This is a genomic window from Micromonospora gifhornensis (genome assembly GCF_016863515.1).
Taxonomy (GTDB): Bacteria; Actinomycetota; Actinomycetes; order Mycobacteriales; family Micromonosporaceae; genus Micromonospora; species Micromonospora gifhornensis.
Genome location: NZ_BOPA01000002.1, coordinates 188,343 through 208,099, shown reverse-complemented (window position 1 = coordinate 208,099; position 19,757 = coordinate 188,343). Strand labels below are relative to the sequence as shown.

16 protein-coding genes are annotated in these 19,757 nt (G+C 70.8%); 11 read left to right on the top strand and 5 right to left on the bottom strand.

The window, feature by feature from the left end:
• The first annotated feature begins 227 nt into the window (after positions 1–227).
• Positions 228–1,997, top strand: coding sequence for an LVIVD repeat-containing protein (locus tag Vgi01_RS01365; RefSeq protein WP_233197093.1), 1,770 nt, complete (start codon positions 228–230; stop codon positions 1,995–1,997).
• Positions 1,998–2,146: 149 nt separating this feature from the next.
• On the opposite strand, the gene Vgi01_RS01360 is transcribed toward Vgi01_RS01365, so the two are convergent.
• Entirely contained in the window at positions 2,147–2,785 is a 639-nt protein-coding gene (locus Vgi01_RS01360) for a DUF305 domain-containing protein (RefSeq protein WP_158244955.1), read from the bottom strand.
• Between the two features lie 292 nt (positions 2,786–3,077).
• Between Vgi01_RS01360 and Vgi01_RS01355 the strand changes: the two genes are divergently transcribed.
• Entirely contained in the window at positions 3,078–3,977 is a 900-nt protein-coding gene (locus Vgi01_RS01355; protein ID WP_204289903.1) for a TIGR01777 family oxidoreductase, read from the top strand.
• A 12-nt stretch (positions 3,978–3,989) separates the two neighbouring features.
• Here the strand turns inward: Vgi01_RS01355 and Vgi01_RS01350 are convergent, their stop codons facing one another.
• Positions 3,990–5,228 (bottom strand): extracellular catalytic domain type 1 short-chain-length polyhydroxyalkanoate depolymerase, encoded by a 1,239-nt coding sequence (locus tag Vgi01_RS01350; protein ID WP_204289902.1) that lies wholly within the window; start codon positions 5,226–5,228, stop codon positions 3,990–3,992.
• A 175-nt stretch (positions 5,229–5,403) separates the two neighbouring features.
• Between Vgi01_RS01350 and Vgi01_RS01345 the strand changes: the two genes are divergently transcribed.
• A complete protein-coding gene (locus Vgi01_RS01345; protein WP_102660867.1) occupies positions 5,404–7,221 on the top strand; it encodes a DUF6311 domain-containing protein in 1,818 nt (605 codons plus the stop codon).
• A gap of 58 nt (positions 7,222–7,279) precedes the next feature.
• The gene (lipB, locus tag Vgi01_RS01340; protein ID WP_204289901.1) at positions 7,280–7,924 is read left to right on the top strand and encodes a lipoyl(octanoyl) transferase LipB; all 645 of its coding nucleotides are present in this window, start codon (positions 7,280–7,282) and stop codon (positions 7,922–7,924) included.
• A gap of 94 nt (positions 7,925–8,018) precedes the next feature.
• On the opposite strand, the gene aspS is transcribed toward lipB, so the two are convergent.
• Positions 8,019–9,305, bottom strand: a complete 1,287-nt coding sequence (gene aspS / locus Vgi01_RS01335; RefSeq protein ID WP_204289900.1) for an aspartate--tRNA(Asn) ligase — start codon at positions 9,303–9,305, stop codon at positions 8,019–8,021.
• A gap of 306 nt (positions 9,306–9,611) precedes the next feature.
• Between aspS and lipA the strand changes: the two genes are divergently transcribed.
• The 3 genes from lipA to Vgi01_RS01320 all read left to right on the top strand — a co-directional run bounded on the left by lipA (position 9,612) and on the right by Vgi01_RS01320 (position 13,123).
• Complete coding sequence (lipA, locus tag Vgi01_RS01330) at positions 9,612–10,658, top strand: lipoyl synthase (protein ID WP_102660870.1); 1,047 nt, start codon at positions 9,612–9,614, stop codon at positions 10,656–10,658.
• Positions 10,659–10,777: 119 nt separating this feature from the next.
• The gene (locus Vgi01_RS01325) at positions 10,778–12,337 is read left to right on the top strand and encodes a glycosyltransferase family protein (RefSeq protein WP_373306829.1); all 1,560 of its coding nucleotides are present in this window, start codon (positions 10,778–10,780) and stop codon (positions 12,335–12,337) included.
• Between the two features lie 96 nt (positions 12,338–12,433).
• Entirely contained in the window at positions 12,434–13,123 is a 690-nt protein-coding gene (locus Vgi01_RS01320) for a DUF4191 domain-containing protein (protein ID WP_102660871.1), read from the top strand.
• Positions 13,124–13,282: 159 nt separating this feature from the next.
• Here the strand turns inward: Vgi01_RS01320 and Vgi01_RS01315 are convergent, their stop codons facing one another.
• Entirely contained in the window at positions 13,283–13,618 is a 336-nt protein-coding gene (locus tag Vgi01_RS01315) for an RDD family protein (protein ID WP_050814782.1), read from the bottom strand.
• A 322-nt stretch (positions 13,619–13,940) separates the two neighbouring features.
• Here Vgi01_RS01315 and glnA point away from each other — a divergent pair, with 322 nt between their 5' ends.
• The 4 genes from glnA (at position 13,941) to Vgi01_RS01295 (ending at position 18,071) form a co-directional block, all read left to right on the top strand.
• Positions 13,941–15,365, top strand: coding sequence for a type I glutamate--ammonia ligase (gene glnA / locus Vgi01_RS01310; RefSeq protein WP_102657836.1), 1,425 nt, complete (start codon positions 13,941–13,943; stop codon positions 15,363–15,365).
• A gap of 777 nt (positions 15,366–16,142) precedes the next feature.
• A complete protein-coding gene (locus Vgi01_RS01305; protein WP_204289899.1) occupies positions 16,143–16,697 on the top strand; it encodes an RDD family protein in 555 nt (184 codons plus the stop codon).
• A 34-nt stretch (positions 16,698–16,731) separates the two neighbouring features.
• A complete protein-coding gene (locus Vgi01_RS01300) occupies positions 16,732–17,091 on the top strand; it encodes a PadR family transcriptional regulator (RefSeq protein ID WP_126710415.1) in 360 nt (119 codons plus the stop codon).
• Positions 17,088–18,071: a hypothetical protein gene (locus Vgi01_RS01295; protein ID WP_204289898.1), complete on the top strand. Its 984-nt coding sequence runs from the start codon at positions 17,088–17,090 to the stop codon at positions 18,069–18,071. The genes Vgi01_RS01300 and Vgi01_RS01295 overlap by 4 nt, the downstream gene beginning before the upstream one ends.
• Before the next feature lie 73 nt (positions 18,072–18,144).
• Here Vgi01_RS01295 and mptB read toward each other — a convergent pair whose 3' ends face one another.
• On the bottom strand, positions 18,145–19,746 hold the full coding sequence (gene mptB, locus Vgi01_RS01290) for a polyprenol phosphomannose-dependent alpha 1,6 mannosyltransferase MptB (protein ID WP_444543460.1): 1,602 nt from the start codon (positions 19,744–19,746) through the stop codon (positions 18,145–18,147).
• Positions 19,747–19,757: the final 11 nt, after the last annotated feature.

The window sequence follows — 19,757 nt, the reverse complement described above, 5'->3', positions numbered from 1 at the left end:
CCGGGCAACGCGCAGATGATCATTCGACGAATGGCGGACGATCGTCCAAGATCAACCAGGTTGTTTCCGGTACCTGACGGAAGCCGCCGTTCTGCGCTCCCACCTGGCTTTTTCTTCACCCGTTCGGCGGAGACGACAGAAGTTCCGTCGTCGGTACGGTCCTACGCACACGACGCGTCCTTCCTGATGGAACCCCCCGCGTCGGTCGTTCCACCGAAAGGCAGGCAATGACAGTTCGAACCCCCTCTCGGCCCCGCCGGGGCCGGCAAGCCCTCGGCGTGATCGCCGCCGGGCTGCTCCTGGCCGGCGCGCTGCCGGGCACCGCGTCGGCCGCGGAGCCCGACCCGCGAGTCGGGCTCGGTGCCGGCTGGCTCGACGCTGAAACGGCGATCAGCAATCTGGAGCACCTGGCCAACCGTCCCAAGCCGGCTGGCTTCGTCGACCCCAACAACCCGGGTGCCGGCTCGTTCATCGCCTCGGACCTCGGTTTCGGCGACAAGTACGCCGTCCTGGGCAACTACAACGGCTTCAACATCGTCGACATCTCGAAGCCGGCCGACCCGACGCTTGTCACAAGCGTGGTCTGCCCGGGTGGCCAGGGTGACCCCTCGGTCTTCGGCAACCTGGTCTTCATGTCGGTCGAGGAGACCCGCGGGCGCGTCGACTGTGGCACCAACAGCAGCGTCGGCACCCGTTTCCAGGGCGTCCGGGTCTTCGACATCAGCGACGTGCGCAACCCGGTCCAGGTCGCCGCGGTGCAGCTCTGCCGCGGTTCGCACACGCACACCGTGGTGACTGACCCCAAGGACAAGAACCACGTCTACATCTACAACTCGGGTACCGCTGGCGTGCGCCCGGCGAACACGATGGAGGGTTGCAACAACAACCCGGCCGACGGCGACAACCCCTCGCGCTGGCGCATCGAGGTCATCAAGGTTCCGCTGGCTGCTCCGCACCAGGCCGCCGTGGTGAACGCGGCGCGCCTGTTCGCCGACCCGACGACCGGCCGGATCGACGGCCTGCAGAACGGCCCGACCACGCCGCGTCACCCGTCCGGTGGCACCTGGTCGCCGTCGCCGAACACCAACACCTGCCACGACATCACCGCCTTCCCGGCGATCGGGCTGGCCGCTGGTGCGTGCCAGGGCAACGGCATCCTGGTCGACATCTCGGACCCGGCGAACCCGGTCCGGATCGACGAGGTCTCCGACCCGAACTTCGCGTACTGGCACTCGGCGACGTTCAACAACGACGGCACCAAGGTCATCTTCACCGACGAGTGGGGCGGCGGTAGCGGTGCTCGCTGCCGCGACATCGACCAGCCGGAGTGGGGCGCGAACGCCATCTTCGACATCGTCGACGGCAAGATGGAGTTCCGCAGCTACTACAAGCTGCCGGTTCCGCAGACCACCGCGGAGAACTGCGTTGCGCACAACGGCTCGCTGATCCCGGTCCCCGGCCGCGACATCATGGTCCAGGCCTGGTACCAGGGCGGTCTCTCGGTGTTCGACTTCACCGACTCCGCCAACCCGACCGAGATCGCGTTCTTCGACCGCGGCCCGATCAACCCGGACCGGATCGTCAGCGGTGGCTACTGGTCGGTGTACTGGTACAACGGCAACCTGTACGGCAACGAGATGGCTCGTGGCCTCGACGTCTTCGCGCTGAAGCCCAGCGAGCACCTGTCGGCGGCCGAGATCACGGCGGCCTCGCAGGTCAAGCTCGCCGAGTTCAACGCCCAGCACCAGCCGAAGATCGAGTGGACCCCGAGCTTCGCGGTTGCCCGGGCCCACTACGACCAGGCGGTCCGTGCCAACACCCTGGGTAAGCAGATGACGTCCCAGGTGGACAAGTTCCTCGAGCGGGCTGAGAAGTTCGCTGCCGAGGGCAAGCGTTCCGCGGCGGTGGCCCAGCTCGGTGCCATCTCCAACCAGATCAGTGGTGCTGAGCACCAGGCGCTGAAGCAGGCGATCCTGGACCTGCGCGCCTCGCTCTGATCTGTTCGGTAAGTAGAGGGGCACCTCGACTCGAAACCATTCGAGCCGAGGTGCCCCTCGCCTTTGCGGTACTTCGCCGTGGTCCGGACCGAGAACTACCTGACGGTACGCCGTGGTCCTGCTCGGACGGCAGGACCACGGCGAGCAGGTCAGCGCATCGCGGCCAGCATCTTCTGCATCCGGGCGATCTCGATGCTCTGGTCGGCCTCGAATTCCCGGGCGAGCTGGTCGGCGGCCGGCTCCAGCCCTCCGCCGGAGGCGTACAGCTCCTCCACCATCGACACCGCCCCCTCGTGGTGGCGGATCATCAAGGTGAGGAAGAGCTTGTCGAACTCCGCGTCCCGGGCCTGCTTGAGCTGGTCGAGCTGCTCGGGGGTGAGCATCCCCGGCATCAGCTCGTGCCCGGCGTGACCGGCGTTCGGCCCGCTGGTCGGCACGTTCCGGTCCGTGAGCCACTGCTGCATCAGCGCAATCTCGTCCCGCTGCGAGACGTCGATGCGCTTGGCGAGCAGCCTGATGTCCGGGTTCTCCGTACGGTCCGCCACCAGCGCCGTCATCGTCAGCGCCTGCTGGTGGTGCGGGATCATGCCCTGGATGAACATCGTGTCGGCCGCGGTGAACTTGGGCGGCGAAATCTTCGCCACCTCGTCCTCCGAAAGGGTCTTACCGGTCTGACCCGGAGCACCCGGCTGGACCACGTGCGAGCTCGGCGGGCGGTACGGCGGTGGTTCGCTGTCCGGCCAGGCGGCGTACGCCACCCCCGAACCGACCACGGCCGTGACGGCCACGGCCGAAATGATCATACGACGAGACAGCGGCATGACTCTTGTACCCAATCTGAAGCTTGAGCTGCACAGATGCGAAGGCCATAGTGCCTCATGCCTTACGCCGTCACCAGGGACCGGGCGGTTGCCGGTTGATCCACCCCGGCCACCCGGACGGTTGAGCAGATCGGACGAACGGCCCATCGAGCGACGCCGTGAGCCCCGGCCGCCGACGAAGGCTGGCGACGAAGGCCGGTGACGAGAACTCTGGCGGGCTGAGGCAGCCGGGCGGACGCGCGTACCCGAAGATATGAGCATGCGGATCCTCATGGCCGGCGCTTCCGGCTTCCTCGGCACCCAGCTGGTCGACCTGCTCGTCGCCGACGGGCACCAGGTGACCCGGCTGGTCCGGCGGCCACCGCGTACCCCTGACGAGCGGCAGTGGTCGCCGTCGGCGGCGCAGCTGGACCCGGCCCTGGTCGCCGAGGCGGACGCGGTGGTCAACCTGGCCGGGGCGGGGGTGGGTGACCGCCGGTGGAACGACAGGTACAAGCAGCTGATCCGCTCCAGCCGGGTGGACACCACAAGCACCCTGGCCATCACCATCGCCGGGCTGCCGGCCGCCGACCGGCCGGAGGTGCTGCTGAACGCCTCGGCGATCGGCTGGTACGGCAACACCGGCGACCAGGTGGTCGAGGAGGACGCGCCGGCCGGTGAGGGCTTCCTCGCCGACGTGGCCCGGGTGTGGGAGGCGGCGACCCGACCGGCCGAGGACGCCGGGGTACGGGTGGTGCGGCTGCGCACCGGCCTGCCGCTGCACCGCGACGGGGGGCTGCTCAAGCCGATGCTGCTGCCGTTCAAGCTCGGCATCGCCGGGCGGCTGGGCAGCGGACGGCAGTGGATTCCGTGGATCTCGATGGTCGACTGGCTGAACGCCACCACCTACCTGCTCGCCCGCGCCGACCTGGCCGGGCCGGTGAACGTGGTCGGCCCGGCGCCGGTCACCAACGCCGAGTTCACCCGGGAACTGGCCCGTCAGCTGCACCGCCCCGCCGTCATCCCGATCCCGGGACTGGCCCTGAAGGTGGCCCTGGGTGGCTTCGCCCAGGAGGCGCTGACCAGCACCCGGGTGCTACCCGGCGTGCTGACCCGCGCCGGGTTCACCTTCCGCCACCCCGACCTGCCCACCGCCCTGGCGGCCGCGTTGCAGGACTGATAGCGGCCCCGCTCAGCAGCCGATGGTCCAGTGGTTGGCGCCGACCTGGCGCAGGGCGGTGGTGTAGAAGGTGTTGTAGAGACCCATTCGCTGATTCGAGCCGTTGGCGTAGGCGTAGCCGCCGGAGTGGTAGGCGCGGCCCGCGGTCACGTGCGCGTAGTTGCTGGCGGTGACGCAGGTCGGGGCACCCGTCGGGCTCGGCGAGACCGTCGGGCTCGGCGACACGGTCGGGCTCGGGGACACCGTCGGGCTCGGGGTGGGCGAGGGCGTGCCACCGCCGTCCAGGCCGAAGAAGAGCGCGTCCCGGTACGTCGAACAGATGGTGTTCAGGAAGTACGCGGCGGCGGTGCCGCACTGGTCCACGCCCGAACCGGGGTTGACCGGGGTGCCGTGGCCCATGCCGGAGACCCGGTAGAGGCGTACCGCGTCGTTGCCGTACACCTCCAGGCTGGTGCCGCCGGGCAGTGCCGAGGTGCTGGTCGGGGTCTGCGACACGCCGAGCACGTTCGTCCACTGGTCGCGGGACTCGACGGCGTTGGCCGGCATCACCGTGTAGTCGGCGGTGCCGTGCCAGATCGCCACCCGGGGCCGCGCCCCGGTGTAGCCGGAGTGCGCCGCACGCACCAGGTCACCCCACTGCGCCGGGGTCTTGTCCACGCCCGGGCTCATGCAGGAGAAGGCGTTCACCATTCCGGTGGCGCAGCGGTACGGGATGCCCGCGATCACCGAGCCGGCGGCGAAGACGTCCGGGTAGGTGGCGAGCATGGCCGCGCTCATCGCGCCGCCACCGGACAGGCCGCTGACGTACACCCGGTTGGCGGCCGTGCCGTAGGCGGACCGGGCGTGGTCGACCATCTGCTTGATGGACAGCGCCTCGCCCTGGCCCCGGCTGGTGTCGCCGGTCTCGAACCAGTTGAAGCAGGCGCTGGAGTTGTTGGCCGACCGCTGCTCGGGCACGATCACCGCGAACCTCCACTGGTCGGCGTACTTGCGCCAGCCGGAGTTGGCGAAGTAACCGGCCGCGTCCTGGGCGCAGCCGTGCAGCAGGACCACCGCCGGCGCGCCGGACGGCAGGTTGTCCGGCCGGTACGCGTACATGACGAGGTTGCCGGGGTTGGAGCCGAAGCTGGCGACCTGGGTCAGGGACGCCGCCTGGGCGGGGGTGGCGACGGCCACCAGCGCGGCGGCGGCCACGAGCAGACCGGCCAGTACGCCGGCTGACCGGCCGGAGCGGGTACGGATGCGGCGCACGGGACCTCCAGGGGACGGTGTGAGCTGGGTCACCGATGATTGCCGCGAGGTTACGCAGCTGCGTCCGGGTGATGACATGGCGAGGATGCACACATTCGTCGATGTCCAGGTGTGGGACTCTGACTTGCACCCGGAAGTGCCAGCGTGTCCGGGTGCGGTTGGTAACGTCCGCTAGGTGCCCACCTCGCCGTCCGTGGCGTCCGCGCCCACCTCGCCCGCCCGTGTCACCCGTGATCGACGCGCCGACCTGATCGTGACGCTTGTCGCGCTGGCGCTCGCCGTCTGGGTGACAAGCGGGCTGTGGCGCGACCCCAACGGTCGCGCGATCACCGTCAACTCCAGCGACCAGGCGCTGTTCGAATGGCTGCTGGCCTTCGGCGGGCACGCGGTCAGCCACGGGGAGAACCCGCTCTACACGTACCTGATCAACGTCCCGGACGGGGTGAACCTCGCGGTCAACACCTCGATCACGGTGTACGCGGTGGTCTTCGCCCCGCTGACGTACCTGATCGGGCCGCCGGCCACCTTCCTGGTGATCCTCACCCTGAACCTGGCCGCCACCGCCGTCGCCTGGTACTGGCTGCTCTCCCGGCACCTGGTCCGCAGTCCGCTCGCCGCCGCCGTCGGTGGGCTGTTCATCGGCTTCTCCCCCGGCATGGTCTCGCACGCCAACGCCCACCTGAACTGGACCGCCGGCTGGCTGGTGCCGCTGCTGGTGTGGCGGCTGTTCGCGTTGCGCCGTCCAGGGCACTGGCTGCGTGACGGCGTGATCCTGGGCGTGCTTGTCGCGATCTCCTTCTCGATCGCCGCCGAGGGGCTGTTCTTCACCGCCCTGGCGCTCGGCCTGTTCGTCGCCGTGTGGGCGCTGCACCCGGCCAACCGGGCGCAGGCGCGGGCGGTGCTGCCGTCGTTCCTGCGCGGCCTCGCGGTAACCGCGGTGGTCGCCGGGGTGCTGCTGGCGTACCCGTTGTGGCTGCACTTCGCCGGGCCGCAGCGCTTCCACGGCACCGGCTTCGACGCCGTGATCCACTCGGAGGACATCGCCGCGTACGCGGCGTTCCCGCGCCGCTCGCTGGCCGGCGAGGCCGGTCTGCGTACCACGCTGGCACCGAACCCGACCGAGGAGAACTCCTTCTTCGGGTGGCCGCTGCTGGTGCTGACGCTCTGCTGCTTCGTACTGCTGTGGCGACGCGCCGATCCCCGTCGCCGGGCCACCCTGTGGGCACTGGGCATCGTGGCGGTGGTCTTCACCGTGCTCTCCTTCGGGCCGGTGGCGAAGGTGGACGGTCGGCGCACCGACCTGCCGATGCCGTTCGACCTGCTCGGGCAGCTGCCGGTGGTGAACGCCGCGCTGCCCGCCCGACTCGCGCTGGTGGTGACGCCGGTGATCGGCGTGCTGCTGGCGTACGCCATCGATCTGTTGCGGCAGCGACCACCGCGCCGGCCGGCGGCGGTGGCCTGGACGCTCGGGTTCGTGGCGGCGTTGCTGCCGCTGTTCCCGACCCCGCTGCTGACAATCGAACGGGAGCCCATCCCCCGTTTCATCACCTCGGGCGCCTGGCGTGAGTACGTCTCCCCCGGCGGCACGCTGACCCCCGCCCCGCTGGCCCTGGACGTCTACCCCGACGGTCAACGCTGGCAGGCGTACGCCCTGGCCAACCGGCAGGGCGAGTTCGCCATCCCGTCCGGGTTCTTCCTCGGCCCCGGCGGTCCCGACGGCCGGGGCCGGATCGGGCCGGTGCCCCGGCCCTTCAGCGCCCTGCTCGACCAGGCCGCCCGCACCGGCCTGCCGCCGATCGTCACCGAGGGCACCCGCGAGGAGGTCCGGGCCGACCTGGAGCACTGGCGCATCGAGACGGTGGTGCTCCCCGACGAGGTGCACGGTGCCAAGTGGCCGGTCGACGAGGAGGCGCTGCGCCGGACGCTGACCATGCTGCTCGGCGAGCCGGAGCGGGTCGAGGACGTCTGGCTGTGGCGGGTCCGCGAGAGCTGATCGCGGGTGAGCCGGCTCACCCCAGGTGACCAGCGAGTACGGGTCTAGGCTGGAACGCGTGACCACGACGACCTCCGGCCTGACGGCCGTGCGCGCCGGTGTCCTCGACTACACCGCCGCCTGGGACGAACAGCGCCGCCTGCACGACGCGGTGGTTTCCGGTGAGTCCGGCGACACCGTGCTGCTGCTGGAGCACCCGAGCGTCTACACCGCCGGCAAGCGCACCGAGCCGTGGGACCGCCCGATGGACGGCACTCCGGTGGTGGACGTGGACCGGGGCGGCAAGATCACCTGGCATGGTCCGGGGCAGTTGGTCGGCTACCCGATCCTGCGCCTGCCCGATCCGATCGACGTGGTCGCGTACGTGCGGCGGGTCGAGCAGATGCTGATCGACGTGTGCGCCGAGTTCGGCCTGACCGCCGTCCGGGTCGAGGGGCGCAGCGGCGTCTGGGTGCCGGAGGACGACCGGGGCCCGGCCCGCAAGGTGGCCGCCATCGGCATCCGGGTCGCCCAGGGCGTCACCCTGCACGGCTTCTCGATCAACTGCGACTGCGACCTGACCCACTTCGACAAGATCGTGCCGTGCGGCATCCGCGACGCCGGAGTCACCTCCCTCTCCGCCGAACTGAACCGCCCCATCCCCATCACCGACGTCCTCCCCGTCGTCGAAACCCACCTCCCCACCATCACTCCCGCCCCCTGACCACCTGCGGGTCCCCGCGGTGATCAAGAGGTTTGCGTCAGGAATCGTGCTGTCGCCGACGCAAACCTCTTGATCAACTCCTGCGGGGTCAGGGTCAGGGGGTCAGGCGGTGGAGGTCGCGGGGGAAGGGGGTCACCTCGCGGATGTTGGGGGTGCCGGTGAGGCGGGAGACGAAGCGTTCCAGGCCGATGGCGAAGCCGCCGTGCGGGGGCATGCCGTGGCGGAAGGCGTCGACGTAGCCCGCGTACGGTTCGACCGGCTCGCCGCGGGCCGCCAGCGCGTCCAGGTAGTCGGCGTGGCGGTGTAGGCGCTGGCCGCCGGTGACCAGCTCCAGGCCACGGAACAGCAGGTCGAAGCCGTTCGAGTAGTCAGGCCGGGCCGGGTCGGGATGGGTGTAGAAGGGCCGTTTCGCCATCGGGTAGCCGGTGACGAACACGAACTCCGAGCCGTGTTCCCGCCGCGCCCACTCGCCCAACGCCCGTTCGTGCGCGGGCGCCAGGTCTGGTTCGTCGGCGGGAGCGCCGGCGATCCGCAGCGCCTCGGTGAAGTGGACTTCCGGAATCTGTGTCGGCACCTGCGGTGGTGTCACGCCGAGGGTGGCCAGTGCGGCACCGGCCCGGTCCGCGACGGTGTCCAGCATCCCGGCCAGGGTGTCCCGCAGCACCGTCATCACGTCCCGGTGGTCGGTGATGAAACCCAGTTCGGCGTCGAGCGAGGTGTACTGGGCCAGGTGCCGTACGGTGTCGTGCGGCTCGGCCCGGAACACCGGCCCGACCTCGTAGACCCGTTCGACCACACCGACCATGAGCTGCTTGTAGAACTGTGGTGACTGGGCCAGGTACGCGGGCCGGCCGAACCAGTCCAGCGCGAACACGTTCGCCCCGCTCTCGGTGGACGAGGCGACCACCTTCGGCGTGTGGATCTCCACGAACCGGCGGGCGTCCAGCGTGGCCCGGAACCCGGCCACCGCCGACGCCGACACCCGCACCGCGGCCGAGCGGCTCGGGTGGCGCAGCGCGACGGGTGCGTGGTCGAGCTGAGTGGGCAGGCTGGCGGTGAGGGTGGGCCGGTACAGGTCGAACGGCGGCGGCACGGCGGGCGGCCCGAGCGGGCGTACGGTCGGGTCGCTCAGCTCGACCCCGGCGGGCGCGGCCGGGTTCGCCGCCACCGTGGCCACCACCTCGACGACGGTCTCCTCGGGCAACGCCTCGATCTCGGCGCGTACCGCCGGGTCGGTGACCACGACCTGGGCCAGGCCGGCGGCGTCGCGGACGATCAGGAAGGCCACCGACTTGAGCAGTCGGCGGCGGTGTACCCAGCCGGCGATCCGGACGGTACCGCCGGTGTGCCGGGTGAGCTGGTCGGACAGGATGCGTTGCACGGCTACCTCCTCGATCAATCGCAACGCGATCCCCGGGAGGTGTGGGCGAGCGGGAACCTCGCGGTGCCACCACACCTTCGCTCCCACCGCAGCGGAAGCCTCGTTCGTCGCCTTTTCACCGGGGCCAGCCGGGCGGGCTCTACTGAGCACCGGTGTTAAGAAGGGGCCCTTCCTCTACCGGAGGCGTTAAAAGGGTGCCCTTCCTTTCACCGGGGTCGCTTCGTGCGAGCGACGCTAGCAGCACCCACCGTCGCCGTGTTACCCGTTTTTCCCGTCCCCGGTGTCCGGCGTCACAGGATTTGCGGGGTGACGGCGGTCGCCCGCTGTTCATCGACAGCCACCATCCGGCGTAGGCTCGTTTTTGTGACGATCGAGCACACCGCACCGACGACCGGCCAGGCCACGCGCACCGCGACGCCCGCCCCCGAGGGACGACGGCTGCTGCGGATCGAGGCCCGCAACGCCGAGACGCCGATCGAACGCAAACCGCCGTGGATCAAGGTCAAGGCCAAGATGGGCCCGGAGTACACCCAACTGCGCGGGCTGGTTTCCCGCGAAGGGCTGCACACCGTGTGCCAGGAGGCCGGCTGCCCCAACATCTACGAATGCTGGGAGGACCGGGAGGCCACCTTCCTCATCGGTGGTGACCAGTGCACCCGCCGCTGCGACTTCTGCCAGATCGACACCGGCAAGCCTGCCGAGTTCGACGCCGACGAGCCGCGCCGGGTGGCCGAGTCGGTGGTGTCGATGGGCCTGCGGTACGCCACCATCACCGGCGTCGCCCGTGACGACCTGCCCGACGGCGGCGCCTGGCTGTACGCCGAGACGGTCCGGCAGATCCACGCCCTGCAGCCCGGCTGCGGTGTGGAGCTGCTGATCCCCGACTTCAACGCCGTACCGGAGCAGCTCGCCGAGGTCTTCAGCGCCCGGCCCGAGGTGCTCGCGCACAACGTGGAGACGGTGCCGCGGATCTTCAAGCGGATCCGGCCGGCGTTCCGCTACGAGCGGTCCCTGGACGTGATCCGGCAGGCCCGCGCCGCCGGCCTGGTGACCAAGAGCAACCTGATCCTGGGCATGGGCGAGGAGCGCACCGAGATCTCCCAGGCCCTGCGCGACCTGCACGACGCCGGTTGCGAGCTGATCACCATCACCCAGTACCTCCGCCCCACGCCCCGGCACCACCCGGTGGAGCGCTGGGTCAAGCCGGAGGAGTTCGTCGAGCTGAGCGCCGAGGCCGAGGAGATCGGCTTCGCCGGGGTGATGAGCGGGCCGCTGGTGCGCTCGTCGTACCGGGCCGGCCGGCTCTACCAGCAGGCTCTCGCCGCCCGCGAGGGCGTCGCCGTCGCCGGCTGAGGTTTCCGGCCGCCGCGCCGCGCGAGCGCCGTCGGCAGGCGGCGGGCGGGTGCCATGATCGGCAGGTGACCGAGGTACGCCGAGAGCCACGACCCGCGCTGCGCGCGCTCCCGGCGACCCTGCGGACGCTGCCCGACTCGCTCCGGCTGCCGCGCAGCCCCCGGCTGCCGGTGCTGCTCACCGTGTTCGCGTTCGTCGCCGGGGTGGGTTACCGCCTCGGGCTGATGCTGTTCGACGCGCCGCCCACCAACAGCGACGAGGCCACCATGGGCCTGGCCGCGCTGCACATCTCGCGGGGTCAGGAGTTCCCCGTCTGGTTCTACGGCCAGACGTACATGGGCACCCTGGAAGCGTGGCTGGCCGCGCCGCTGTTCGCCGTGGCGGGCCCGTCGACGTTCGTGCTGCGGCTGCCCACCCTGGCGATGTACGCGCTGTTCGTGCTGCTGATCTGGCGTCTGACGCTGCGGTTGACCGGGGACCACTGGTTCGCCCTGCTGGTGGTGGGCCTGCTCGCCCTCGGCTCGGACCGGATCGTCAAGAACCAGCTGATCGCCGGTGGCGGCTACCCGGAGATGAACGTTGCCGGGGCGGCACTGGCGCTGCTGGCGTACGACCTGGCGGTCGGGCGTCCCGGTCGACGGCTGCCCCGCTGGACGTCGTGGGGTCTCCTCGCCGGGCTGATGGTCTGGGTCGACCCGCTGGTGCTGCCGTACGTCGCCGGCACCGGGCTGGTGCTTGTCGCGTTCCGCTGGCGTGAGCTGCGTGGCCGAGCGGGCGGGCTGCTCACCCTCGGTGCCCTGGTCGGCGCGGCACCGCTGCTGGTGGACAGCCTGGTGGCCGGCCGCAACCCGCTCACGGCGGTACTCACCGCCAGCGGCGCCGAGCAGCCCGCCGGCTGGCTCGACCGGCTGTACGGCGGGCTGGTGCTCGGCCCGGCGCTCGGCATGGGCTTCTGTGACCCGGGCCGGTGTGCCGGCTGGCAACTCTGGTGGGCGGTGGCGCTGCCGGTGCTGCTGGCTGCCGCCGCCCTGACCGCCTGGCACACCCTCCGCCGCTCACGGGCCGATGCGGTGGCACGGGTCGGGGCGGCGGTGACGTTGGCGTTGGTCGGGGCGGCGGTGGCGACCATTGCGGCGTACACGGTCAGCAGTGCGGCCGGGCGGACGCCTGTGGAAAGCTCCCGCTACCTGTCCTGCCTGCTGATCTCCGTACCGGTGCTGTTGTGGCCCCTGTGGAGGGCGACCCGCCTCGGCGGGCGACGTTCCGCTACCGCGCGGGTAGCGGCGGTGCTGGTACTGACGGCGACGCTGGGCACCGCGATCGTCGCCACTGCGGGCGCGGTGGGTCGGGTGTCCGCCGTGCACGCCGACGAAGGGCGGCACACGACGCTGGTCGCCGCGCTACGCGAACAGGGCGTACGGCACGTCTACGGCACCTACTGGACCTGTAACCGGCTCACCTTCGCCAGTGCGGAGGACGTGATCTGCGCGGTCGTCGACGACGAGTTGCGCCCCGGTCACGACCGCTACCGCCCGTACCGCACGGCCGTCCACGCGGCGGCCGGGGCGGCCTGGGTCGCGCCCGACGGGTCGCCGCTCGCGGCTCGCCTCGACCAGCGACTCGACTCCCTCGACCGGTTCACCGTCGACGGCTGGCACGTCTACCTGCCCCGCGGCTGACCCAGCGGCCCCGGTCAGGCCGATGATCAACCGAGTCCACCGACCAGGGCCGGACGCCGATCAACGGCGCGGCGCGCGACCACTAGACTTGACGCCATGGCAAAGCCCCAGGAGAAGGTCTCGTTCGGCCAGCGGCTGAAGCAGATCGGGTTGGTGTTCAAGTTCACCGCCAAGCAGGACAAGTGGTTCACGCCACTGGCCGCCGGCGCGGTGCTGATCCCACTCGCGCTGACCGTCGTCGCGATCGTGCTCTGGGGCTGGCTGTGGCTGCCACTGGGCATCCTGTTCGCCCTGCTCTGCCTGCTGATCGTGCTCAACCTGCGGTCCAACCGGGCGATGATGAACGCCGCCGAGGGCCAGCCGGGTGCCGCCGCGCAGATCATGGAGAGCATGCGCGGCGACTGGCGGGTCTCCCCCGCGGTCAGCTCGACCACCCAGATGGACATGGTCCACCTGGTCATCGGCCGCCCCGGGGTGATCCTGCTGGCCGAGGGCAACCCGCAGCGGGTACGCAGCCTGCTCGGCCAGGAGAAGCGCCGGCTGGCCAAGGTGATCGGCAACGCCCCGCTCTACGACTACGTCATCGGTCAGGAAGAGGGCGAACTGCCCATCCGTAAGCTGCGGATGACGCTGATGCGGCTGCCCCGCAACCTCAGCGGCAAGGACGTCAACTCGCTGGACAAGCGGCTCAAGGCACTCACCGCCCGCCCGCAGATGCCCAAGGGCGCCGTACCCAAGAACCTCCGCCCACCCCGAGGCGCCTTCCGCCAAATGCGCGGCCGCTAACCCCTCCGCTCCGCTCCGCCCCGCCCCGCCCCGCCCCGCCCCGCCCCGCCCCGCCCCGCCCCGCCCCGGCGATCATGCACTTTTGGTCGCCGTTATGCCGGGATCGAGGTGCTTTGCGGGGTCAGGAAGTGCAAGATCGCGGGACGCCCGGGCGGGGGGTCAGCGGGGGGCGGGGGTTATGACGGAGTTGGTGAGGCGGTCGTGTAGGCCACGGCGATTGTGGTCCATGAGGAGGGCGGGGACCACCAGGGCCAGGAGCACGCCACGCAGGAGGGCGCGCAGCAGGCCGATGCGGCCGCCGTCGGACCAGGCCACGCAGCGGATCCGGGTCAGGTACATGCCCGGGGTCTGGGCGAACAGGCCGAGGAAGATGGCGTACTCGACGATCAGTACGAGCACCGGCGCCCAGCCGTCACGTGTCGGGCTGGCGAACAGGCCGGCGGCGAGCAGGCAGAGCACCCAGTCGATGATCAGCGCTCCGAAGCGGCGGCCCAGTTCGGCCGGTACGAAGTCGGGGTCGGCTGCGGGCGGCGTCGAAGCGTGCGGCTGGGTTGTCACAGCGGCCAAGATTACTCAGCGCTGCCGTAGCGGCCCGGAACAGGTCCGTGCGCGTGGCGTGGAATCGGACCAATAGCAGGAAGTTTCACTAGACTGGCACAGCCGGACCAGTCCCTCCGGTTTCGGCGTCCGCATTATGTCAGCCGTGACACACCGCGAGGGACGTAACACGGCAGAAACACTGGAGACATGGCCGGGCAACCCCACGGCCATAGCGTCGCCAGGAGCCGAGCTACCCGTGGACGTGCCAGGAGGACTAGTGTTCGCCAATCCCGAGGAACTCCTGCGTTACCTCAAGAACGAGGACGTAAAGTTCGTCGACGTTCGTTTCTGTGACCTACCCGGCGTCATGCAGCACTTCAACCTGCCGGTGGAGTCTGTCGACGAGGGTTTCTTCACCGACGGTCTCGCCTTCGACGGATCGTCGATCCGCGGTTTCCAGGCGATCCACGAGTCGGACATGCTCCTTCTCCCGGACGTCGCGACCGCCTTCATCGACCCCTTCCGCGCGCAGAAGACCCTCGCGCTGAACTTCTTCATCCACGACCCGTTCACCCGCGAGGCGTACTCCCGTGACCCGCGCAACGTGGCGAAGAAGGCCGAGGCGTACCTCGCCGCCAGCGGCATCGCGGACACCGCGTACTTCGGTGCCGAGGCGGAGTTCTACATCTTCGACTCGATCCGCCACGAGACCTCGGCGCACCAGTCGTTCTACTACATCGACTCGATCGAGGGCGCCTGGAACACCGGCCGCGAGGAAGAGGGCGGCAACCGCGGCTACAAGACCGCGTACAAGGGTGGTTACTTCCCGGTGCCGCCGGTGGACCACTACGCCGACCTGCGCGACTCGATCGTGCGGCGCCTGATCGACACCGGCTTCACCGTCGAGCGCTCGCACCACGAGGTCGGCACCGCCGGCCAGGCGGAGATCAACTACAAGTTCTCCACCCTGCTGCACGCCGGCGACCAGATGCAGCTGTTCAAGTACATCGTCAAGAACCAGGCCTGGGCCGCCGGCAAGACCGCGACCTTCATGCCGAAGCCGCTCTTCGGCGACAACGGCTCGGGCATGCACACCCACCAGAGCCTCTGGCTCAACGGTGAGCCGCTGTTCTACGACGAGACCGGTTACGCCGGCCTGTCGGAGACCGCCCGCTGGTACATCGGCGGTCTGCTGCACCACGCCCCGTCGCTGCTGGCCTTCACCAACCCGACGGTCAACTCGTACCGTCGTCTGGTGCCGGGCTTCGAGGCGCCGGTCAACCTGGTCTACTCGCAGCGCAACCGCTCCGCCTGCACCCGCATCCCGGTCACCGGCAGCAACCCGAAGGCCAAGCGCGTCGAGTTCCGCGTGCCGGACCCGTCGGCCAACGTCTACCTCGCCTTCTCGGCGATGCTGATGGCCGGCCTGGACGGCATCAAGAACAAGATCGAGCCGCCGGCCCCGATCGACAAGGACCTCTACGACCTCCCGCCGGAGGAGTGGGGCGACGTCAAGCAGGTGCCGGGCTCGCTGCCGGCGGTGCTGGACTCGCTGGAGGCCGACCACGACTACCTGCTCGACGGCGGGGTCTTCACGCCGGACCTGATCTCCACCTGGGTCGACTGGAAGCGGGCCAACGAGGTCGACCCGGTGCGTCTGCGCCCGACCCCGCACGAGTTCGCCATGTACTTCGACTGCTGAGGCAGATCAAGGCGCTGACCTGCACCAACGGGATCACCACTGATCCTGGGTACAGGTTGGGTACCACCTCACGGACGGCGGTCATGCTCGGCTCACAGCCGGCATGGCCGCCGTTCCGCGTTGGCCGAGCGCACCGTCGACGAGCAGCCGGGTCCGGTCGAGTGGTCGAGGCGTCAGCTTCCTCGGATGAGCTACGACATGTTCGTTCAGCGGTTCGAGCAGGGCGATGCAACGCCGATGGCAGGTGAGGCGTTCCTGGCCGTCTTTGAGCCCAGTGTGGACCGTCGGGAGCCTCAACACAGCTACTGGCATGCTCGCGCGCGAAGGGCAGCGGCATCACCTTCCTGAGGAACTTCGCACCGACGCCGTGGTCGTCCGAGCGGGCGCGGACGTGGAGCGCGTCCTGCAGAGCTGCCAGGCGAGCACCCTCTGAAGTGGACCGCCTAGGCTCAGCGCTGTGGAAGGAATGGCGTGGTTGCTGCTGTGCCCATGCGTGTTCTTCGTTCTGCTGTTCCTGGGTGCGACCCTGATCCTCTGGTTTCAGACCAAGCCGCCGGATGGCCGGTAGCCGAGTCGGCAGGCGATAACTCGCCCCGACCCCTCGGCGACTCTGGGATGCCCCGGCCGGGACCGGGTACCCGTCGCACACCGGGGCCGGCTCGAACGCGTTGGGGCCACCAGACGCCCGGCTGAGCGGAGTCACCCCTGTCCGGTCATCCTGTCGAAGCTGCCGCAGACTGAGCCGGCAACCTGACAGAAGATCGACAGGAGAGTGTCATGAGCGTCCGCGGATTCGACCGGCCGCCGACCCGCCTGGAGGCCGCCAAGGCGTACGCGGAGCAGGTCTGGGGAACGGGCAGCGCCAAACGGGTGGCCACATTCGACAACGGCATCCCGTACGTGCGGGCGGGGGTGGTGGCGCGGTTCCTGACCTGGTTCGTCGACGCGGTGGTGTGCCTGTTCGGGGTGGGGGTCTGTGTCGTCGCGCTGGCGCTGCTGCATGACGGCGGGCAGGGCCTCTCCATCGACGCCGTCGCCGTGCTGGCGATCGCGTCGTGCTTCGTGGTGCCGATGCTGTACGGCCTCTGCTACGGCAACGGCCGCGCGCTCGGTGCGGTCCTCACCGGTACGCAGCTGGTACGGGCCAGGGACGGCGGGCGCATCGGCCTGAAGGGGTGCTGGGCCATGGTGGTCCGGACGGTGTTCATGCCGATCGTGTTCGGCATCGTGGTGCTGAGCGCGGCGACCGGGTTGGGGGTGGCCGGTTCCCTGGCGCGGACCAGCATCGACCGCGCCGCCACCCGACACCTGCACGCCGCCGGCATCCGGTGACTCCCAATACCTTCGCGTCCGATATATTCGGGCCATGGATACGCCGCTACGCGAACCGACCTACCTCATCCTCACCGCGCTCGCTCGCGAGCCGATGCACGGTTACGCGATCATCGGCGAGGTCGCCGCTCTCTCCGACGGACGGCTCTCGCTGCGCCCCGGCACCCTCTACGGTGCGCTGGACCGGCTCACCGACGCCGGGCTGGTGGAACTCGACCGCGAGGAGACAGTCGACGGGCGGCTGCGCCGCTACTACCGCCTCTCCCCCAGCGGGGCGAGCATCCTCGCCGCCGAGACCGAACGACTGCGGCGCAACGTCGAAGCGGCCACCGCTCGGCTGCGCGCCCGCAAGGCCCAGGCGCTGACTCCGCGTACGGCCGGGGGGTTGGCATGAACGAGTTGGAGCGACGCTACCGACGCCTGCTGCGGGCGTACCCGCCGGACTACCGGCGCGAACGCGGCGACGAGATCATCGGGACGTACCTCGACGTGGCCGGACCGGATCGGCGCTGGCCCTCCCTCGCGGAGGCCGCGGACCTCGGGCGCGGCGGTCTGCGTCAGCGGCTGCGCGCCGCCGGCGCAACCGACCTGATTCCCGGGGTACGCCTGGCCGGGCTGCTCGCCCTGACCACCGCCGCCTTCCTCGCCGGCTTCTGGGTGTTCGCCGAGCAGCAACTGCCGCCCGCCGAGGCAGGCGTGCCGGTGTTCGGCCCGTTCGTCTCGGTCGGCATCGTCGCGTGGTGCGGTTGGCTGATCGCCGCGCTGGTCGTCGCCGTCGCACCGGGCCGACCCGCCCGAGTGGCGATCGGCGTGGCGTTGCTGATGACCGCAGCGGTGCCGGCGGTGAGCGTGCTCGCCGGTGTGCCACGGCCACCGCTGCTGGTGTTGGCCCCGATGGTCGCGCTCGGCGTGCTGGCGCTCGCGGTCGATGACGGCCTGCCGGTGCTGGCCCGAGTTCTGCCGGTGACGGCGGCGACCGTCGGTGGCTTCCTCTCCTACGCGATGGGGGTCGGTGCGTACTGGGGCGCCTACCGTGGTGGGGGCGGAGAGTTCCAGCCGCCCATCGGCACGGTGCTGCTGCTGGTCGTGCTCCTGCTGGCGATCGGGCTGGGCATGCGGCGGGACGCGCGGGGCGGCTGGGCCGCGATGGCCCTGCTCACCCCGGTCGGCCTGCTCAACGTGCACCTGCTGGCCGGGGCGGTGGACGGTCTCGCCAGTGGTGCCCCACGCCCCACGTACCCGACGATGGTCGGCGTTGCGCTCGCCGTCGCCCTGCTCGGACCGGCCCTGCTGCCGGCCGCCGTCGCCCTGCGCCGCCGCCTGGGTACCCCGTCCGCCGCCGCCCCCTGCCCCACCTGCGGCAGACACCGCTGACCGGCGGTCTCGGCCTGTCTCCGATCAGGCCCGCAACTGATCGGTGGCAGGCCGGCGGGACGAAGGGCGGCGGTCAGGGAGGGCGTCGTAGCCAGGAGGGTGCGCGGAGCACGACGGCCAGCACCAGCAGGGTCATCGCCACCGCGCCGGGGGCCTTCACCAGCCGGGCCACGTTGCTGCCGTCCGGCAGGGCGAGGAAGGAGGCCGCCGCGCAGGGCAGCGCGAACCAGGCCGTACGCGTCGCCGTCACCGCGAGCAGCGCCAGCGGCCAGGTCGCGTACCAGGGGTGGAACACCGGCGCGAGAACCACGGTCGCCACCAACGCCATGCCGGCGGCGCCGAGGATCAACCGCCGCTCCCCCGTCGGTGTCACCGGGTCGGCGGGCCGCACCACGCCGGCCCGTGAAGCCAACCTCATGACCCAATCGCCGTCCGACGTCAACGATCGGTTGGCGGGGGTGCGGAGGGCGGACCAGGTTCGGCACCAGAGCAGGACGAGGAACGCGGCCAGCACCACCAGGCCGACGACACGGGCCACCGGCACCGCGCCGAGCGGCCAGCCGACCAACCTGCCGACGTAGTCCACGACCATGCCGACCGCCGTCGGCGGCGAGGTCCACTGCACGGTGTCGCCGCTGCTGCCCAGCCCGCCGATCCAGCCCAGCCCGAGACCGGACAGCAGCGAGGTCACCACCAGCGCGCCGACCACCCCGACGGCGAGGAGGCCACCGTCGCGCAGCAGCGCCGCGACCGTGTGTCGACCGCGTACCGCGGCCAGCGCCGCGAACGGCAGCACCACCACGGCGGTGGCCTTCACCGACACCGCCAGCCCGAGCAGCACCCCGGCAACCGTCACCGCCCCCGGACGATTTGGCAGCAGCCGGCCGGGAGGGTGGACCAGGAGCAGGAGGCCGGGCAGGAGCAGGCCGAGCATCACCGCGTCGTTGTGCGCACCGGCCACCAGGTGCACGCCGACCAGCGGGCAGGCCAGCACCAGCCAGGTCGCCCGCCGGGGCGGCACGCCGGCCGCCCGGGCCAGCCCGGGCAGGCAGAGCGCCGCCACCAGCAACCCGGCCACCGCCAGCACCCGCAGCAGCGCCACCGTGCCGACCAGGCCACCACCGAGCACCACGGCCAGGGCGCCGAGCAGCACGAAGAACGGGCCGTACGGGGCGGCCGTGTCCCGCCAGACCGGCGCGACCGCGTCCAGCCAGGGGCAGCCGGCCGCGGCCACCCCGATGGCGTACGGGTCACCGCCATCGGCGTACACCCAACCCTGGCAGGCGTACGAGTAGACGTCCCGGCTGCCCAACGGGGCGCTGACCAGCAGCGGCAGCGCCCACAACCCCGCAGTCCGGTACGCCCACGACACCGACGGTGCACCGCCGCGCAGCGCCCACCAGGCACCGACCATGGCGGTGGTGCCGGCCAGCCACAGGATCACGGTCAGCGGGCCGTCGACCGCAGGGTTGGTGGTCCGCTCCGGCAGCGCACCGCCCAGGAAGGAGGCGGTAGCCAGCAGCACCGCTCCGGCCAGCCCGACCCACCGCACGACCCGGTCACGGCCGGTGACCGAACCGGCCCCGCGATCGGTGGCCGAGCCCTCGTCGCCGGTGGTCGAGCCGGCCTCGGGGGTGGAGGCCGGGTCGGGGTGGGGGGCGCCGGGTTCGGTCACCGGCGTACCTC